The organism is uncultured Veillonella sp. (genome assembly GCF_963524655.1).
In the GTDB taxonomy this organism is placed as follows: domain Bacteria; phylum Bacillota; class Negativicutes; order Veillonellales; family Veillonellaceae; genus Veillonella.
Genome location: NZ_CAURHA010000047.1, coordinates 1 through 15,024 on the forward strand (window position 1 = coordinate 1; position 15,024 = coordinate 15,024).

The following is a 15,024-nucleotide window of genomic DNA, read 5'->3' on the forward strand; positions in this document are numbered from 1 at the left end:
ACACCAGACATTACTTTCTTAAAAGACGAAGAACTTCTTGAAGATGAGTCTGTTAAAGCATCTTCTGTATTGATGGTAGGTAAAGGTGCTGAGCGTTTACAAACAGCTGCTGACGGTGATGAAATTACGATTATCGTACGCACAACTCCATTCCATGCAGAAGGGGGCGGTCAATTAGGTGATACAGGCTTCATCGTGGGCCCAATGGGTAAAGTAGAGGTTCATAACACAAAACGCTTACCTGAAGGCACAGTATACCATATCGGTACTGTTGTAGAAGGCTCCATCTCTGAAGGGGATGATGTAGCTCTTGAAGTAGATACAAACCGTCGATCTGCAATGGCTCGTAACCATACAGCAACTCACTTGTTACATGCGGCTTTGAAACAAATTTTAGGCGACCATGTTAACCAAGCTGGCTCCTTAGTAACGCCAGATTACTTGCGTTTCGACTTCACTCATTTCTCTCCTGTAACACAAGAGGAACTTGATCAAATCGAAGCCCTCGTAAATGAAGAGGTACTTAAAGCTACTGACCTTGCTATTGCTGAAATGTCCATGGACGAAGCAAAAGAAAAAGGTGCGATGGCACTCTTTGGTGATAAATATGGTGACGTTGTTCGCGTTGTAGAGGTTCCAGGCTTCTCCGTTGAATTATGCGGCGGTTCTCACGTAGGTAATACTGCCTTCGTAGGCTCCTTCCGTTTAACTTCTGAAGCTGGTATCGGTTCCGGCGTACGTCGTATTGAAGCTATTACTGGTCGTGCAGCTCTCGATGTAGCTAAACAAGATCGTTTGACCATCGAACGCATGGCGGGCGAGCTTAAAACTAAAGCACCTCAAGTAGAAGAACGTCTACATCAAGTGTTGGCAGAAGCTAAAGAAACTGCTAAAGAATTAGAACAAATTCGTAAAGAAGTTTCTGCTGCAGGTGCTGCGGATATCATTGCTGGTAAAGTCATGATTGGCGATGTTGCATTTGTAGCGGCTGCTGTAAAAGCATCCTCTATCGATGAATTACGTGACTTAGCGGATATGGGCCTTGATCAATTAAATGGCTCTGGCGTAGTCCTCGTAGGTGCTGCTATGGGTGACGATAAAGTTAACTTTGTATGTAAAGTATCTAAAGACGTTGTTGCTAAAGGTGCAAAAGCTGGTAACATCGTAAAAGCTGCGGCTCAAGTAGCTGGTGGTAATGGCGGCGGTCGTCCAGATATGGCTCAAGCAGGCGGTAAGGAACCAGCTAAATTGATGCAAGCATTAAAAGCTGGTGGTGATGAATTAACATCTATATTACAATAGGCATATAATTTTATAATTATATTTCTACCTGTTATAGAAAAAATTCATAATGCATAAAAAGTTAATGACTATGTACCTTTGATTCAAGTATAATAGTAGGCGAGGTTTCACTTTTACAAGTGAAGCCCACCAATGTAATAAAAAGGAGGGATACGATGAAAGTTTCTGATGAAACCATGCTATTCCGTAAAGTAGACGATGAACCGATGACAGCAGAAGAGGTGCTTACTCGTGTTTATCAATCTATTCAAGAAAAAGGTTACAATCCAATCAATCAAATTTTAGGTTATCTAATCTCTGGTGACCCAGCGTACATTACTAGTTATAATAATGCACGTTCTGATATTCGTCGCTTAGAACGAGATGACTTGATTGAGGAATTGTTGAAAGAATACGCAAAGGCTAAACAATTATAATGAGAATTATGTCATTAGACGTGGGCAGCCGTACTATCGGTATTGCCTGTAGCGATGCACTGCTCATGACTGCACAAGGTATTGAAACCATTCGTAGAACATCTCTTGAAAAAGATTTTAATCGCTTACAAGAACTCATTGCTGAATATGAAGTACATGAACTTGTAGTAGGTATGCCGAAGAATATGAATGGTACAAAAGGTGAACGAGCTGAAAAGACTGAAGAATTCGTTGAAAAGATGAAAGAAGTCATCGATTTACCTGTTTCATATTGGGATGAGCGGTTATCTACGGTTATGGCTGAACGCCAACTCATTGCAGCTGACGTAAGTCGTAAAAAGCGTAAATCCGTTATTGATAAAATGGCAGCGGTTGTAATTTTGCAAGGATACTTAGATCGCTTGCAGTTCAATAAATAAATCTTTTTTTCCACAAGGAGGGTTCCAATGGTTGACCAAAACTTTGAAGGTGAAGTGTATTATTTAGAATTCGAAGATGAAAACGGCAATAAACAATACTTCACAGAAGATGTTGTTCTAAACCATGAAGGTCGTGAGTATGCAGTTCTTGTACATGTACAAGACGAAGATGCAGACCACGAAGGTCAAGATGACACATACATGATCTTGGCTAGCATCGAAAAAAATGAAGAAGGCGTAGAAGAATACGTACCTTTAGATGAAGAAGATGAAGTTTTTGAAACTCTAGTAAAATTGTATGAAGAAATGGGTGAAGACGAATAATCGTCTTTAAACATAAATCTAGCGTATTGCGTAGAGCAATGCGCTATTTTTATGTTTGGAGATAGTTAGTATTGAATTATAAACTAAGGTGTTCATTCATATTATTAGCATGACAAAAAACTATAATTGATATATCACATAAGCAGAGGGAAACAAGGTGATTAATACCCTTTTGTGTAGGGGAAATATAGAGTTTATGGTATAATAAAGTGATATATACTGTTATGTTACAGAAAGGAACTCAAGGTCGTGAGAAAAGCCTTAAGATATATTCTAATTCTTGCTATTGTTGGTGTATTGATTGTTGGCGGTGGTCTTGGTGCACTATACCTGATACCTAATACCTTCGCTCAAGATGATGGTACCCAAGTTTTAGTTATTGAAAAGGGTCAAACGGGCTCTGAAATTGCAGATATGCTCTTTGAAAGAGGTCTTATCCGTTCTACCCAAGGTTTTAAACTTTGGTTGTACTTGAGCGGTACTAATGACAAACTCCAAACTGGGCACTACCAAATCCCTAATAAGGTAACTGTGCGCGAACTCATTTCTTTATTACAAGAAGGTCATGTAGAATCTATTCGTGTTACAATTCCTGAAGGATACACAGTTGGTGATATTGCAATCGTTCTTGAAAAAAATCAAATCATGAAGGCAAAGGATTTCTTAGCAGAAGCAAAGACCTTTGTACCATATCCATATATGAAAGGTACAAGACCTGCTACATATCCGGTGGAAGGGTTCTTGTTCCCAAGTACTTATGAAATTCCTGTAGGAGCTACGCCTCGTGAAGTTATTCAGATGATGGCTGATGAAATGAATCGTTACCTTACACCGGCTGTAAAGAAACAAATTCAAGCGCAGCACATGAGCATTCATGACTTTGTTACATTAGCATCTATTGTTGAACGTGAGTCTCTATTTGATGCCGATCGTCCTACTATTGCGGGTGTGTTTAAAAAGCGTTTGGCTCATGGTATTCCATTACAATCTGATGCGACCATTTCCTATGTACTTGGTTACGCAAAAGAAAACGTAACAATTGGTGATACTCAACTACAAAGTCCATATAATACATATGTATCTAAAGGCTTACCACCAGGACCGATTGCTAACCCTGGTAAAAAATCTTTAGACGCAGTATTACATTCTGAAAATACAGATTACTTGTACTTTGTAGCAGATAAAGAAGGTCATAATCACTTCTCTAAAACATACGAAGAGCATTTAGCGGAAGTTAATAAGATTTATGGTGCTGATACTGCAACAAGTGCGACTCCTTCTGCTACTACAGAAATCGCCGCACAAGCAGGTCCTAACTATGACGTAGCAGTAGCAACTACAGAGCCTGACTACAACTATAGTTCTGCAGAAGCGGTGGAAGCAGATTCTCAATATGTTGACGTTGAACCTACGTATAAATACACGCCAACAACTGTTCCAGCAGCTGAGGTTCCAGCTCCTGTACCTGCTCCAACACAAAATCAAACATCAATTCAAGTTACACCAGCTACTCCATCTTATGGTAATAGCAGTAATAATAATACTTATGTACCGACTACTAATCGTGCACCAGAAACGACTCCGTATGTAACTCCAAGTACACAAGAGGTACCGCGTATTGAAGTAAAACCAGCTGAATCGGTTGATCGTTCTACAATCAACGTGCCTACTGGTAATAGCAATAAATAATGTAGGAGATTGAATCTACTTTCATGACATTAAATAATATTTTAAATGAACAGCGTATTTATGCGATGATTAATGATGTACCGATTTTACGTGAATCCGAGGTTCATCTATTTGAAGAATTAATAGGTTTGTACCGGCCCACCTCTGTGTTAGAGGTGGGCACCGCCATTGGTTACTCAGCTTTATTGATGGCTCCGCTACTCGATAAAGAGGAGGGACACATTACATCTATTGAATTAGATGATGTGCGTCACGAAATGGCGAAATATTATATTAACCAATCCGATTATGCCGATAAAATTACATTGTTGAAAGGCGATGCATCTCAAGTCTTAACGGAACTCACTGGGGAATATGATCTAGTGTTCTTAGATGGTCCTAAGGGGCAATATCTAAAGCAATTAGAGCTCATTTTGCCGCATGTGAAAGAAGGAGGCGTTATCCTAGCGGACAATGTACTCTTTAGAGGCTATGTGAGGGGCGATAAGGAGCCGCCAAAACGGTTCAAAACTATCGTAAAACGGTTAAAAGAATACTTAACATATGTTGAAAATAAAGAATTGTTTAACACCACCATTTACCCTATGGGTGATGGCATGAGTGTGAGTGTGTGGAAAGGGCACAACAAATAATGGCAGAACATTTTATGGAATTGCTTTGTCCTGCAGGGAATATGGACAAGCTTAAAATGGCGATTCGCTATGGTGCGGATGCCGTATATTGCGCAGGTAAACGTTTTGGCTTGCGCGCAGGTAACTCTAATTTCTCCGACGAGGAATTAAAGGAGGCTGTAGAATTCGTACATGCTCATGGTAAAAAACTCCATGTTACATGTAATATCATTCCTCACAACGAGGACTTTGAAGGTTTAGAGGACTATTTGAAATTCCTTGAAAGTATCGGCGTTGATGCAATCATCGTTGCCGATATGGGCATTTTTAGCCTTGCTAAACGCGTGGCTCCAGGCCTTGAGCTTCACGTAAGTACACAAGCATCTACAACAAACTGGCATACAGTTCAAATGTGGAAAGAACTGGGTGCTACACGCGTCGTAGCAGCTCGTGAAGTATCCTTGGCAGACCTTAAAGAAATGAAGGACAATGTAGACATTGAAATCGAATCCTTCGTACATGGCTCCATGTGTATTTCTTACTCTGGTCGTTGCCTATTATCTAATTACATGACAGGCAACCGTGATGCGAACCGCGGTCAATGCTCTCAATCTTGCCGTTGGAAATACTCCCTTGTGGAATCCAACCGACCTGGTGAATACTATCCAATTGAAGAAGATGAGCATGGTACATATATCTTTAACTCTAAAGATTTGTGCTTGATTCATCGCATTCCAGATTTATACGAAGCTGGCGTAGATAGCCTAAAAATTGAAGGTCGTATGAAATCTGTTCACTACTGTGCAACAGTAGCGAAAGTATACCGTACAGCGATTGATACATACCTTAAAGAAGGTAAAGATTGGTACGTTCGTCCAGAATGGATTGCAGAATTAGAAAAAATTTCTCACCGTCCATATACAGATGGCTTTGCAGAAGGTCGTCCTGACGAAACGGCTCAAAACTACGGTAAATCTACTAACACACAAAGCCATGACTTCATCGGCTTAGTTATGGGCTACAACGAAGAAGAAAAATACGTTGATCTTGAACAACGGAACAACTTCAAAGTAGGCGATAAAGTAGAATTCTGCCAACCTAAAGGGGACCTTGTAGAAACTGTAATTGAAAAAATGACAGACGAAGATGGTAATTCTATCGACGTGGCACCTCATGCGCAAATGAAGGTTCGTATCTATATGGATACACCACTTGAGCCGTACTCCATGATGCGCCGTGAGTGCAAACCTAAAGCGGAGTAATTATGCGTGGTACAGCTTTAGAACCGAGTAAATCTATCGGTGCATTTCTAGATGTACCAGACTTAGAAACCTCCGGAGAGGAAGCGTATGTGTACTTTCATATAGATCCTACACATACGAACTTCATCAATCGTATCATTGAAGGCTATGAATACTTAGGTGTTATGACCTCTGTAGATACAAGTGGGCGGTGCATGTTGCGCTGTACGCCCTCTACGCGGTCATTGGCTATTGACGTATTACGTAGTTTATCTGATTATGTCACTATCGAAAATTAAGTATATTGTTGGTTTTATCTATATCTAGTGTGCACCTATGTAAGTCTGTTATAGCATCTAATAGGGCATACAACTAGAACCAAGTATATGAATAGTAGAGAAATGAGAGTATATCTATGAAACAATCTATTTTGAAACGTGCATTATTAACAGCTTGCCTTAGTGTATCTATGGCAGGTGTGGCTATGGCAGGCCCTGTAGGTCCTGTCATCATTCCTCAAGCAGGGGATGTGGTTATTATCAATCATGGCCCTGATATGACTTTCACAGGGAATATCAATTTTGATGTGGAAAGCCAAACCAATAATAATCTACAAATTGGCTCCACTGTGATTCCTAATGTTGTATACGGTGCAGCGTTCAATAAATCTGGTGCACCAGATACAATTATCCCAGCGCAAACTTACGTATATGTAGGCACAAAAGATGGGGCGAATGCTTTCACAGAGGCTAGCGATACTGACAAAAAAGGGGCTAACTGGAACGTAGAAACGTTGAAAAAAACTAAATCTGGCGACGTGCAATTAGCGAGCCGTGGCGTTCCTGAAAAGCCATTGGCAAACCAAGTAGCAACCATTAAAGATTCCATTATGCTTAACGCTGTAGACCTTAGTACAACAGAGGTAGGTCGCAATAGCAAGGGCGTTCTATACATGACTGTACCTAAGGAATTGAAATTGACGGCTGATACTGCTATTCCAGAAGACGTACGGGAAACAATGCCGGCTATGTTCCGTGGTAAAATGGGTGACTCCCTCATGGTAAACCTTATGCCTCTCAATGAAGAGGAGAAACAACAATTAGCGGCAAATCCACATAATGCAAATACAATCGTATTCAACCGTGGTATGAGCATGGCGAAAATGATTGGCTCTTCTGCACGTACTAGCAAAGTGTACACATACATGAAGGACCATTACTTGAACCTCGTTATCGTAGCGAAAGATTACGATGATAACGGTGCTCGTGGCAGCGGTGTTATGATGGTTTCTAAACAAGATAACTCCAATGATGTGCTCTTAACACTCTACAAAGGCCCAGACCTTTCCAATAGCAAATTGGAAAAAGTAATTGGTGCTATGTTATCTACAAACTTCAAACGCTAATAATCTAGCTCATGTACAGTGAGCTGTAGTACAGCTACATTGGTTAGCGTATATATGATAATCTTAATAAACGGCTCGAGTTTCATATGTACCCCTTTTAATGGACAACCCGTAAAGGGGGTACATATCAGTTATATCGGGCCGTTTTTATATGGTGTGTTTGAAAGCGTTTCTTTAATTTATAGCTTTTGTGAAATTTACAGTTAAACTGTATTGAATTTTTTAATTCTCTATGATACTATAATCTAGTAAAAGTGATGCAAAGGACATGATTCTCATATCCCTGTGTACCAGAGAGAGGCAGATGGTGGAAATGCCTTACACATATATTAGAGTTACCCCCTTTAAACTGATTTGTCGAACCTAAGTAGGCAAATACGGCCGCCACCGTTATCGGGCTTAATGAAGTGAATTACTATACATATATATTTGTATAGGTAGTTAACTAGGGTGGAACCGCGAATGATCTTCGTCCCTTGTTTGTAGGGATAGAGGGTCTTTTTTTATTACCAAAATCCAACTATCCTAGTGTATAAATTGGAGGAAAGAAAAATGGCAGATGTAAAAATCATTTTACCTGATGGTAGTGCAAAGGAATACGCTGCTGGCACTACTCTTGGGGAAGCAGTAAAACAACTATCTAACAGCTTGGCTAAAAAAGTACTAGCTGCTAACGTAAACGGTGAATTAACAGACCTTCGTGAAGAACTCGTAGATGGTTCTGAAGTAGCTTTCTTAACATTCGAAGACGATGGCGGTAAACATACTTTGCGCCACACAGCTTCTCATATTTTGGCACAAGCGGTTAAACGCTTATGGCCTGAAGCTAAATTGGCTATCGGTCCTGCTATCGATAAAGGTTTTTACTATGATATCGATATGGAACATACTTTGACTCCTGAAGATTTAGGCAAAATCGAAAAGGAAATGAGCCGTATTGTAAAAGAAAACTTGCCAATTACTAAATCTGTAATGTCTCGTCAAGAAGCTATTGAGTTCTTCAAATCTAAAAACGAAGACTACAAGGTAGAATTGATTCAAGACCTTCCAGAAGATGCAGTAATCTCTTGCTACTCTCAAGGCGATTTCATCGATCTTTGTGCAGGTCCTCACGTAGCATCCACTGGTAAGGTGAAAGCTTTCAAATTACAAAGCATTGCAGGTGCATACTGGCGCGGCGATGAAAAAAATAAAATGTTGCAACGTATTTACGGTACAGCATTTGAGAAAAAAGAAGACCTTGATGCATACCTTCACTTGCTTGAAGAAGCGGCTAAACGGGACCACCGTAAACTTGGTAAAGAACTTGGCTTGTTCGTTATTAAAGAAGAAGGTCCTGGTTTCCCATTCTTCTTACCAAAAGGTATGGCACTTCGCAACGAATTAGAAAACTTCTGGCGTGAAGTTCACCATGAATTTGATTACGAAGAAATTCGTACGCCAATCATTTTGAATAAACAATTGTGGGAAACATCTGGTCACTGGTTCCATTACCGTGAAAACATGTACACTACAATTATCGATGATGAAGAATATGCAATTAAACCAATGAACTGCCCAGGTGGTATCTTGGTGTACCAAAACGACATGCATTCCTATCGTGATTTCCCATTACGTTATGCTGAACTTGGTTTGGTTCACCGTCATGAATTATCTGGTGCATTACATGGTTTGTTCCGTGTACGTGCCTTTACTCAAGACGATGCTCACGTATTCATGTTGCCAGATCAAATGCAATCTGAATTGATGAAAGTTATTGAATTATTCGACCGGATTTACAGCCAATTTGGTTTGAAATACCATGTTGAATTGTCTACTAAACCAGACAATGCAATGGGTGATGATGCAATTTGGGAAGCAGCAACAGAAGCATTGCGTAATGCTATCGAAGCCAAAGGTATTCCTTACGTAATTAACCCTGGCGATGGCGCATTCTACGGTCCTAAACTTGACTACCATATCGAAGACTCCTTAGGCCGTACATGGCAATGTGGTACTATCCAATTGGATATGAACTTGCCTGAACGCTTCCAAATTGATTACGTTGGCGAAGATGGTCAAAAACACCGCCCTATCATGATTCACCGTGCATGCTTCGGCTCCATGGAACGTTTCATCGGTATCTTGACTGAACACTATGCAGGTGCATTCCCAACTTGGATGGCTCCTGTACAAGTTAAAATCTTGCCTATCTCTGAAAAACATGTTGAATATGCTAAAGAATTGGCAAAACAAATGCATCGCGACTATGTACGTGTAGAAGTGGATGATCGTAGCGAAAAAATCGGCTACAAAATCCGCCAAGCTCAAATGGCAAAAGTTCCATACATGCTTGTGGTAGGTGATAAAGAGGTTGAAGAAGGTACAGTTAACGTTCGTAAACACGGCGGTGACGAATTAGGTTCCGTACCATTCGAAGAATTCTTCAATTCCATCAAGATTGAAATTAAAGAACGCAACTAACCTTAAAGGGCTTTGTTATTTCTGATGACTCTATAATAGGTAGGGTTTGGTTCTCACTAAGTGAACCAAACTCTACCTTTTTGTTTTCCTCTAAATAAAGTTTTTAGACAACTAAATAATTCAGAAGATTAAGAAATATATATTGCATAATTTTCACTAAGTTGTATAATTTAATGTTAGTGAACTTAGTACAAATATTAAGTCTACTTATATTCTCTTTAATTGTTACCTGTGAGTAGCGAAAGGAAAAAACTATGAAAGATGTAAATTCATACGGCTGGAAAGCTGTCATTGGTTCTTCCATTGGTTATGCCATGGATGGTTTTGATCTCCTGATTTTAGGTTTTATGCTAACCTTGATATCAGGGGATTTAGGTTTGACTACAGGTCAAGCTGGTTCACTTGTGACATGGACTTTAGTAGGTGCCGTAATCGGTGGTTTTATCTTTGGTACTTTGTCAGATAAGTTTGGTCGCGTTCGCGTCTTAACGTGGACTATCGTACTCTTTGCTGTATTTACTGGACTCTGTGCCTTTGCTCAAGGCTATTGGGACCTACTTATTTACCGTACAATTGCTGGTATTGGCTTAGGCGGTGAATTTGGTATTGGCATGGCATTAGCTGCTGAAGCGTGGCCTGCGAAACACCGTGCAAAAGCGACGAGCTATGTTGCTCTTGGCTGGCAATTAGGCGTATTGGCAGCTGCGCTATTAACACCGTTATTGATTCCTTACATCGGATGGCGCGGCATGTTCATGGTTGGTATTATTCCTGCCTTTGTGGCATGGTTCTTCCGTGCGAAACTACATGAACCAGAAATCTTTGTACAAAGCAAAGAGGTAAATGAACATTCCCATACGGAATCCTTTAAATTACTTGTGAAAGACGTAGCCACTACGAAAACATCGATTGGTGTGGCTATCTTAACATCCGTACAGAACTTTGGTTACTACGGTATTATGATTTGGTTACCTAACTTCTTGAGTAAGCAATTAGGTTTCTCTCTTACTAAATCTGGTTTATGGACTGCCGTTACAGTATGCGGCATGATGGTTGGTATTTGGCTATTTGGACGATTAGCGGATAAACTTGGTCGTAAACCTACATTTATCCTGTTCCAAGTATGTGCAGTAGCTTCTATTTTGGTTTACTCCCAATTATCTGATCCCACAGCGATGCTATTTGCTGGTGCTATTCTAGGTGCCTCTGTAAATGGTATGATGGGTGGCTACGGTGCTTTAATGGCAGAAGCGTACCCAACAAGTGCTCGTGCAACAGCTCAAAACGTATTATTTAATATCGGTCGTGCTGTAGGTGGATTTAGCCCAATGGTAGTGGGTATGATTATCTCTATGTACTCCTACCAAGTGGCAATTGCCTTCCTTGCGATTATCTATGTAATCGACATCCTAGCAACAGTATTCTTGATTCCTGAACTAAAAGGTAAAGAACTAGAATAGGAAAAGCAATCTAATACAATTAAAAATCCTACAATTTCTGGAAATCAGAAATTGTAGGATTTTTTAGTTTATTGATGTTAAGCAATTCCAATCCAGTGCCAGTATGTAAGTGCGAATATGAGCATCATTACATAGCCGATGATAGTTAATGGAATACCTGTAGTCATAAATGTTTTTACATCAAATGTATCTGTACCGTAAGCTAGCATGCCTTGTGGCGAGTTTACTGGTAATACTAGACCAAAGCAGATCGCATATTGCATGAGCATTGTTACTCCTAAAGGGTTAAGTCCTTCTGCGCTATGGCTCATAACGATAGAGATTACAATTGGAATCATCGCTGAGGATAGAGCTGTAGCAGAGGCAAAGCCTAAATGGATAACAATAAGGAATGCAGCCATTACGGCAATTAAAATGAATACGCTCGCTGTTTCGAGGGAGAATGCATTCACAAATACTTGAGCAAGCCATGTAGCGGCTTTTGTTTTTAGTAATACTGCACCAAGACCAATGCCTGCACCAAACATTACAATAGAACCCCAGTCGATATTTGGTTGGGCAAATTTCCAGTCCATAATACCGATCTTAGGGAAGAAAAATAATGCGATGGCTACAATTGTAGATGTTGTAGTGTCGATATTATGTAACTTGCCACCTGTAGCCCATAATGTTAATAACGCGATAGAAATACATAATAGTTTCTTTTCATCAAAGGACATAGGGCCAATTGCTTCACGCATTTTTGCGAGCTGTACATCACCACCGACGAGCTCTTTGAATTCTGGTTTTATAAGAGCTTGTGTTAAGAAGTATGTAATAATAACCATGATAATGGAGAACGGAGCAGCTGTAGTGAGCCAGTCAATCCAACTTACAGCACTTTTCATTTGTGTTTGCATAAAGCCAACAGCCACAAGGTTTTGAGCCGCTGCCGTTTGAATCATGATGTTCCAGAATGTATCTGCCTGTATGGCACCTACCATGAGGAGTGCCGCTACGCGGCTTTTACGTTCAATACCTAAGTTCTCAACAATACCGATAATGATCGGTGCTAAGCAGGCAATACGAGCCGTTGCACTTGGTACGAAGAAGGCGAGAATGAGGCCTGTAATAATAACACCTAAATAGATGCGGCTTACCTTAGTGCCAACACTAGATAAGACAAGCATAGCAATACGTCGATCTAGCCCTGTCTTGCGCATGGCTACGGAAATAAACATAGCTGCGCCTACGAGAATCATGGCAGGCGAAGAATAACCTGAAATGATAAGCTTTAAGGCGTTGGCTGTACCCATAGCTTTGGCTGGAGCTTCAGGATTTGGAGCGAAGCCTAAGAGTAAAGCTGTGAGGGCTGTAATCATGGTGGCACTTACAGGATACGATACAGCTGACGTCATCCATAAAATAATGGCAAAAGAGAGGACGCCAATCATGCGATGACCACCTGTAGATAATGTTTCCGGTGTTGGTAATAATAAAATGCCACCAAGAACAATAAAAGCAAGAATAAGACCAATATTTTGTACTGTAGTACGATCTTTTGGTGGAATCGCACTATTGGCTGTTAGAGGGGCCGTAGCATTTGCTACACTAGGCGGGGCCATGCTATTAGGTTTGTTCATAATAAAACTCCTTTCAAAATAGGTAATACCAATTTCTATAAAATACCCAAATAGGTAGAATAGGTAATTAGGCAGTATAGGTAATTAGGTTGAATAGACAATCATGTTGAATAGGTTATATATTTTATTGTATCGCATTTTTCTATAGAATTAATAACTATAGTGTAAAAATATTGTATACATAAATGGAATAGATATCAGTAAGGATACCTATATACAGAGTATATAATCTTTGTTATACTATAAGAGTTGTAATAATAAATTAATTGTGAAAGTTACAAGATTGTTGTTGACTTTCACTAGTCGATTTGTTATTATAATTAAGTAATTTATGAAGCAGAGGCCATCCGCCACTCACCTAATACCATGAAGTATGAGGTTAATATAGAGAATTCTATTCGGATGGTGTTTGCCGTCCGTTTTTTTTATTCTCTTGGAGGTGAACGCTATTAGCAAGGATACACCACGCATTAATGAAGAGATTCGTGCTCGTGAACTTCGTGTCGTAGGTCCTGAAAACGAACAAATTGGCATTATGTCTGCCCGTGAGGCATTGGCATTGGCTGAAGAAAAGCATCTTGATCTTGTGGAAATTGCACCTAACGCTAAACCACCGGTAGCTCGTATTATGAACTACGGTAAATATCGTTACGAACAACAAAAACGTGAGAAAGAAGCGAAAAAGAAACAAAAAATCGTAACTTTAAAAGAAGTTAAGTTACGTCCACATATTGAAGACCATGACTTTTACGTAAAAATGAAAAACGCATCCAAGTTCTTGGGTGAAGGTAACAAAGTAAAAGTAACTATCATGTTCCGCGGTCGTGAACTTTCACATCCAGAACTAGGCATGGCAGTGTTGACACGTTTCGCTGAAGAACTCAAAGAAACAGCGTCTATTGAAAAAGCAGCTAAATTAGAAGGTCGTAACATGACCATGATTTTAGTAAGTAAATAATGTTTTGGGAGGATTATAATTATGCCAAAAATTAAAACTCGTCGCGCAGCGGCTAAACGTTTCGCAGTAACTGGTACTGGTGAATTCAAGCGTGCAAAAGCTTTCAAAAGCCACATTCTTGAGAAAAAATCTCCAGCTCGTAAACGTAATTTACGTAAAGCTACATTGGTTGCAAAAGCTGACCACAAACGCGTAGCTAAATGCTTACCATACGCTTAATCGTTAACTATTAGATCGATAACATCGTAATTTAGGAGGAATATACAATGGCAAGAGTGAAAAAGGGCGTTACAGCTCATGCACGTCATAAAAAGATTTTAAAATTAGCTAAAGGTTACCGCGGTACACGTTCCCGCTTGTTCAAAAAAGCTAACGAAACAGTAATGAAAGCGTTGTACTACGCTCGTCGTGACCGTCGTGCGAAAAAACGCGAATTCCGTCAATTGTGGATCGCTCGTATCAACGCAGCGGCTCGCATCAATGGCACAACTTACAGCCGTTTTATCGCTGGTTTGACTAAAGCAGGCGTTGAAGTTAACCGTAAAATGTTGGCTGACTTGGCAGTTAACGATGCAGCAGCATTCGCTAAACTTGTTGAAGTAGCTAAAAACGCTTAATAGCATAACAATACATATTAAGGACTCTCTTTGGAGGGTCCTTTTTTGTATGGTGAAAGTATGATATATTGAAAATACATATCGTGTTGTGTAAAAGCGGGTGCATAGAGGAGGCGCAGGCAATGGAACAATTATTTTATCTATTGATTCCCTTAGGACTTTGTTTGTTCTATTTAGGTATTAAAAATACGCTTCGCTTTGGTAGAGCTAAAATGTTATATGAAATGCCCTACGTAAACAAAGAAGGAACCTTTACCCTAGAGCGAGCAGGTACGTATGGCCTATGGCTTAGTGGAAAAATGTTTACAAAGGCACCTGTCGGTGAATTTGGATTCAATATAGTTGATGAAAAGACGGGAAGGGCCATTCCTTTAACTTTATCTATTATGCGTGCACGGGTGAATGGTATTACTCAATCCAGAATGGAACTATATACCTTTGATGCGGTACCAGGCACCTATAAACTGTCTATTACAGAGGATCCCTTTGTATTAGAT

At 40.0% G+C, this 15,024-nt stretch carries 16 protein-coding genes and 1 other annotated feature; of the genes, 15 read left to right on the top strand and 1 reads right to left on the bottom strand.

The window, feature by feature from the left end; all coding sequences use genetic code 11:
- From RYM16_RS08235 to RYM16_RS08285, 11 genes are all read left to right on the top strand, one after another.
- A partial coding sequence (locus RYM16_RS08235) for a DHHA1 domain-containing protein (RefSeq protein ID WP_314983295.1) occupies positions 1 to 1,302 on the top strand: 1,302 nt, incomplete at its 5' end.
- Between the two features lie 155 nt (positions 1,303 to 1,457).
- A complete protein-coding gene (locus tag RYM16_RS08240) occupies positions 1,458 to 1,718 on the top strand; it encodes an IreB family regulatory phosphoprotein (RefSeq protein WP_009351224.1) in 261 nt (86 codons plus the stop codon).
- On the top strand, positions 1,718 to 2,137 hold the full coding sequence (ruvX, locus tag RYM16_RS08245) for a Holliday junction resolvase RuvX (RefSeq protein ID WP_005386119.1): 420 nt from the start codon (positions 1,718 to 1,720) through the stop codon (positions 2,135 to 2,137). Before RYM16_RS08240 ends, ruvX begins: the two co-directional genes overlap by 1 nt.
- 27 nt (positions 2,138 to 2,164) lie before the next feature.
- Positions 2,165 to 2,461: a DUF1292 domain-containing protein gene (locus tag RYM16_RS08250; RefSeq protein ID WP_009351240.1), complete on the top strand. Its 297-nt coding sequence runs from the start codon at positions 2,165 to 2,167 to the stop codon at positions 2,459 to 2,461.
- A gap of 249 nt (positions 2,462 to 2,710) precedes the next feature.
- A complete protein-coding gene (mltG, locus tag RYM16_RS08255) occupies positions 2,711 to 4,150 on the top strand; it encodes an endolytic transglycosylase MltG (RefSeq protein ID WP_314983296.1) in 1,440 nt (479 codons plus the stop codon).
- Positions 4,151 to 4,173: 23 nt separating this feature from the next.
- Complete coding sequence (locus RYM16_RS08260; protein WP_105098738.1) at positions 4,174 to 4,782, top strand: O-methyltransferase; 609 nt, start codon at positions 4,174 to 4,176, stop codon at positions 4,780 to 4,782.
- Positions 4,782 to 6,023 carry a U32 family peptidase gene (locus tag RYM16_RS08265; RefSeq protein WP_314983297.1) on the top strand — a complete coding sequence of 414 codons (1,242 nt, stop codon included), beginning with the start codon at positions 4,782 to 4,784 and terminating at the stop codon, positions 6,021 to 6,023. The genes RYM16_RS08260 and RYM16_RS08265 overlap by 1 nt, the downstream gene beginning before the upstream one ends.
- Before the next feature lie 2 nt (positions 6,024 to 6,025).
- Complete coding sequence (locus tag RYM16_RS08270; protein WP_314983298.1) at positions 6,026 to 6,301, top strand: DUF4911 domain-containing protein; 276 nt, start codon at positions 6,026 to 6,028, stop codon at positions 6,299 to 6,301.
- Between the two features lie 116 nt (positions 6,302 to 6,417).
- Positions 6,418 to 7,407, top strand: a complete 990-nt coding sequence (locus tag RYM16_RS08275) for a hypothetical protein (RefSeq protein ID WP_314983299.1) — start codon at positions 6,418 to 6,420, stop codon at positions 7,405 to 7,407.
- A gap of 248 nt (positions 7,408 to 7,655) precedes the next feature.
- Positions 7,656 to 7,887: a binding site (T-box leader), on the top strand.
- Between the two features lie 72 nt (positions 7,888 to 7,959).
- Positions 7,960 to 9,870, top strand: coding sequence for a threonine--tRNA ligase (thrS, locus tag RYM16_RS08280; protein ID WP_314983300.1), 1,911 nt, complete (start codon positions 7,960 to 7,962; stop codon positions 9,868 to 9,870).
- A gap of 254 nt (positions 9,871 to 10,124) precedes the next feature.
- Positions 10,125 to 11,330, top strand: a complete 1,206-nt coding sequence (locus RYM16_RS08285) for an MFS transporter (protein WP_314983301.1) — start codon at positions 10,125 to 10,127, stop codon at positions 11,328 to 11,330.
- Positions 11,331 to 11,407: 77 nt separating this feature from the next.
- Here RYM16_RS08285 and RYM16_RS08290 read toward each other — a convergent pair whose 3' ends face one another.
- Positions 11,408 to 12,934, bottom strand: a complete 1,527-nt coding sequence (locus tag RYM16_RS08290) for a DASS family sodium-coupled anion symporter (protein WP_314983303.1) — start codon at positions 12,932 to 12,934, stop codon at positions 11,408 to 11,410.
- Between the two features lie 457 nt (positions 12,935 to 13,391).
- Between RYM16_RS08290 and infC the strand changes: the two genes are divergently transcribed.
- From infC to RYM16_RS08310, 4 genes are all read left to right on the top strand, one after another.
- Positions 13,392 to 13,910: a translation initiation factor IF-3 gene (infC, locus tag RYM16_RS08295; RefSeq protein ID WP_296004565.1), complete on the top strand. Its 519-nt coding sequence runs from the start codon at positions 13,392 to 13,394 to the stop codon at positions 13,908 to 13,910.
- Positions 13,911 to 13,931: 21 nt separating this feature from the next.
- Positions 13,932 to 14,129 (top strand): 50S ribosomal protein L35, encoded by a 198-nt coding sequence (gene rpmI / locus RYM16_RS08300; RefSeq protein WP_004696338.1) that lies wholly within the window; start codon positions 13,932 to 13,934, stop codon positions 14,127 to 14,129.
- A gap of 47 nt (positions 14,130 to 14,176) precedes the next feature.
- Positions 14,177 to 14,527 carry a 50S ribosomal protein L20 gene (gene rplT, locus RYM16_RS08305; RefSeq protein WP_005376311.1) on the top strand — a complete coding sequence of 117 codons (351 nt, stop codon included), beginning with the start codon at positions 14,177 to 14,179 and terminating at the stop codon, positions 14,525 to 14,527.
- Positions 14,528 to 14,649: 122 nt separating this feature from the next.
- The coding region (locus RYM16_RS08310) for a hypothetical protein (protein ID WP_314983302.1) at positions 14,650 to 15,024 on the top strand (375 nt) is incomplete at its 3' end.

Bases quoted from the DNA above. Each gene is read 5' to 3' on its own strand.
- RYM16_RS08240 (WP_009351224.1), top strand. From the start codon at position 1,458: ATGAAAGTTTCTGATGAAACCATGCTATTCCGTAAAGTAGACGATGAA.
- ruvX (WP_005386119.1), top strand. From the start codon at position 1,718: ATGAGAATTATGTCATTAGACGTGGGCAGCCGTACTATCGGTATTGCC.
- rpmI (WP_004696338.1), top strand. From the start codon at position 13,932: ATGCCAAAAATTAAAACTCGTCGCGCAGCGGCTAAACGTTTCGCAGTA.
- thrS (WP_314983300.1), top strand. From the start codon at position 7,960: ATGGCAGATGTAAAAATCATTTTACCTGATGGTAGTGCAAAGGAATAC.
- RYM16_RS08275 (WP_314983299.1), top strand. From the start codon at position 6,418: ATGAAACAATCTATTTTGAAACGTGCATTATTAACAGCTTGCCTTAGT.
- RYM16_RS08270 (WP_314983298.1), top strand. From the start codon at position 6,026: ATGCGTGGTACAGCTTTAGAACCGAGTAAATCTATCGGTGCATTTCTA.
- RYM16_RS08265 (WP_314983297.1), top strand. From the start codon at position 4,782: ATGGCAGAACATTTTATGGAATTGCTTTGTCCTGCAGGGAATATGGAC.
- rplT (WP_005376311.1), top strand. From the start codon at position 14,177: ATGGCAAGAGTGAAAAAGGGCGTTACAGCTCATGCACGTCATAAAAAG.
- RYM16_RS08290 (WP_314983303.1), bottom strand. From the start codon at position 12,934: ATGGCCCCGCCTAGTGTAGCAAATGCTACGGCCCCTCTAACAGCCAAT.
- RYM16_RS08260 (WP_105098738.1), top strand. From the start codon at position 4,174: ATGACATTAAATAATATTTTAAATGAACAGCGTATTTATGCGATGATT.
- RYM16_RS08285 (WP_314983301.1), top strand. From the start codon at position 10,125: ATGAAAGATGTAAATTCATACGGCTGGAAAGCTGTCATTGGTTCTTCC.
- RYM16_RS08250 (WP_009351240.1), top strand. From the start codon at position 2,165: ATGGTTGACCAAAACTTTGAAGGTGAAGTGTATTATTTAGAATTCGAA.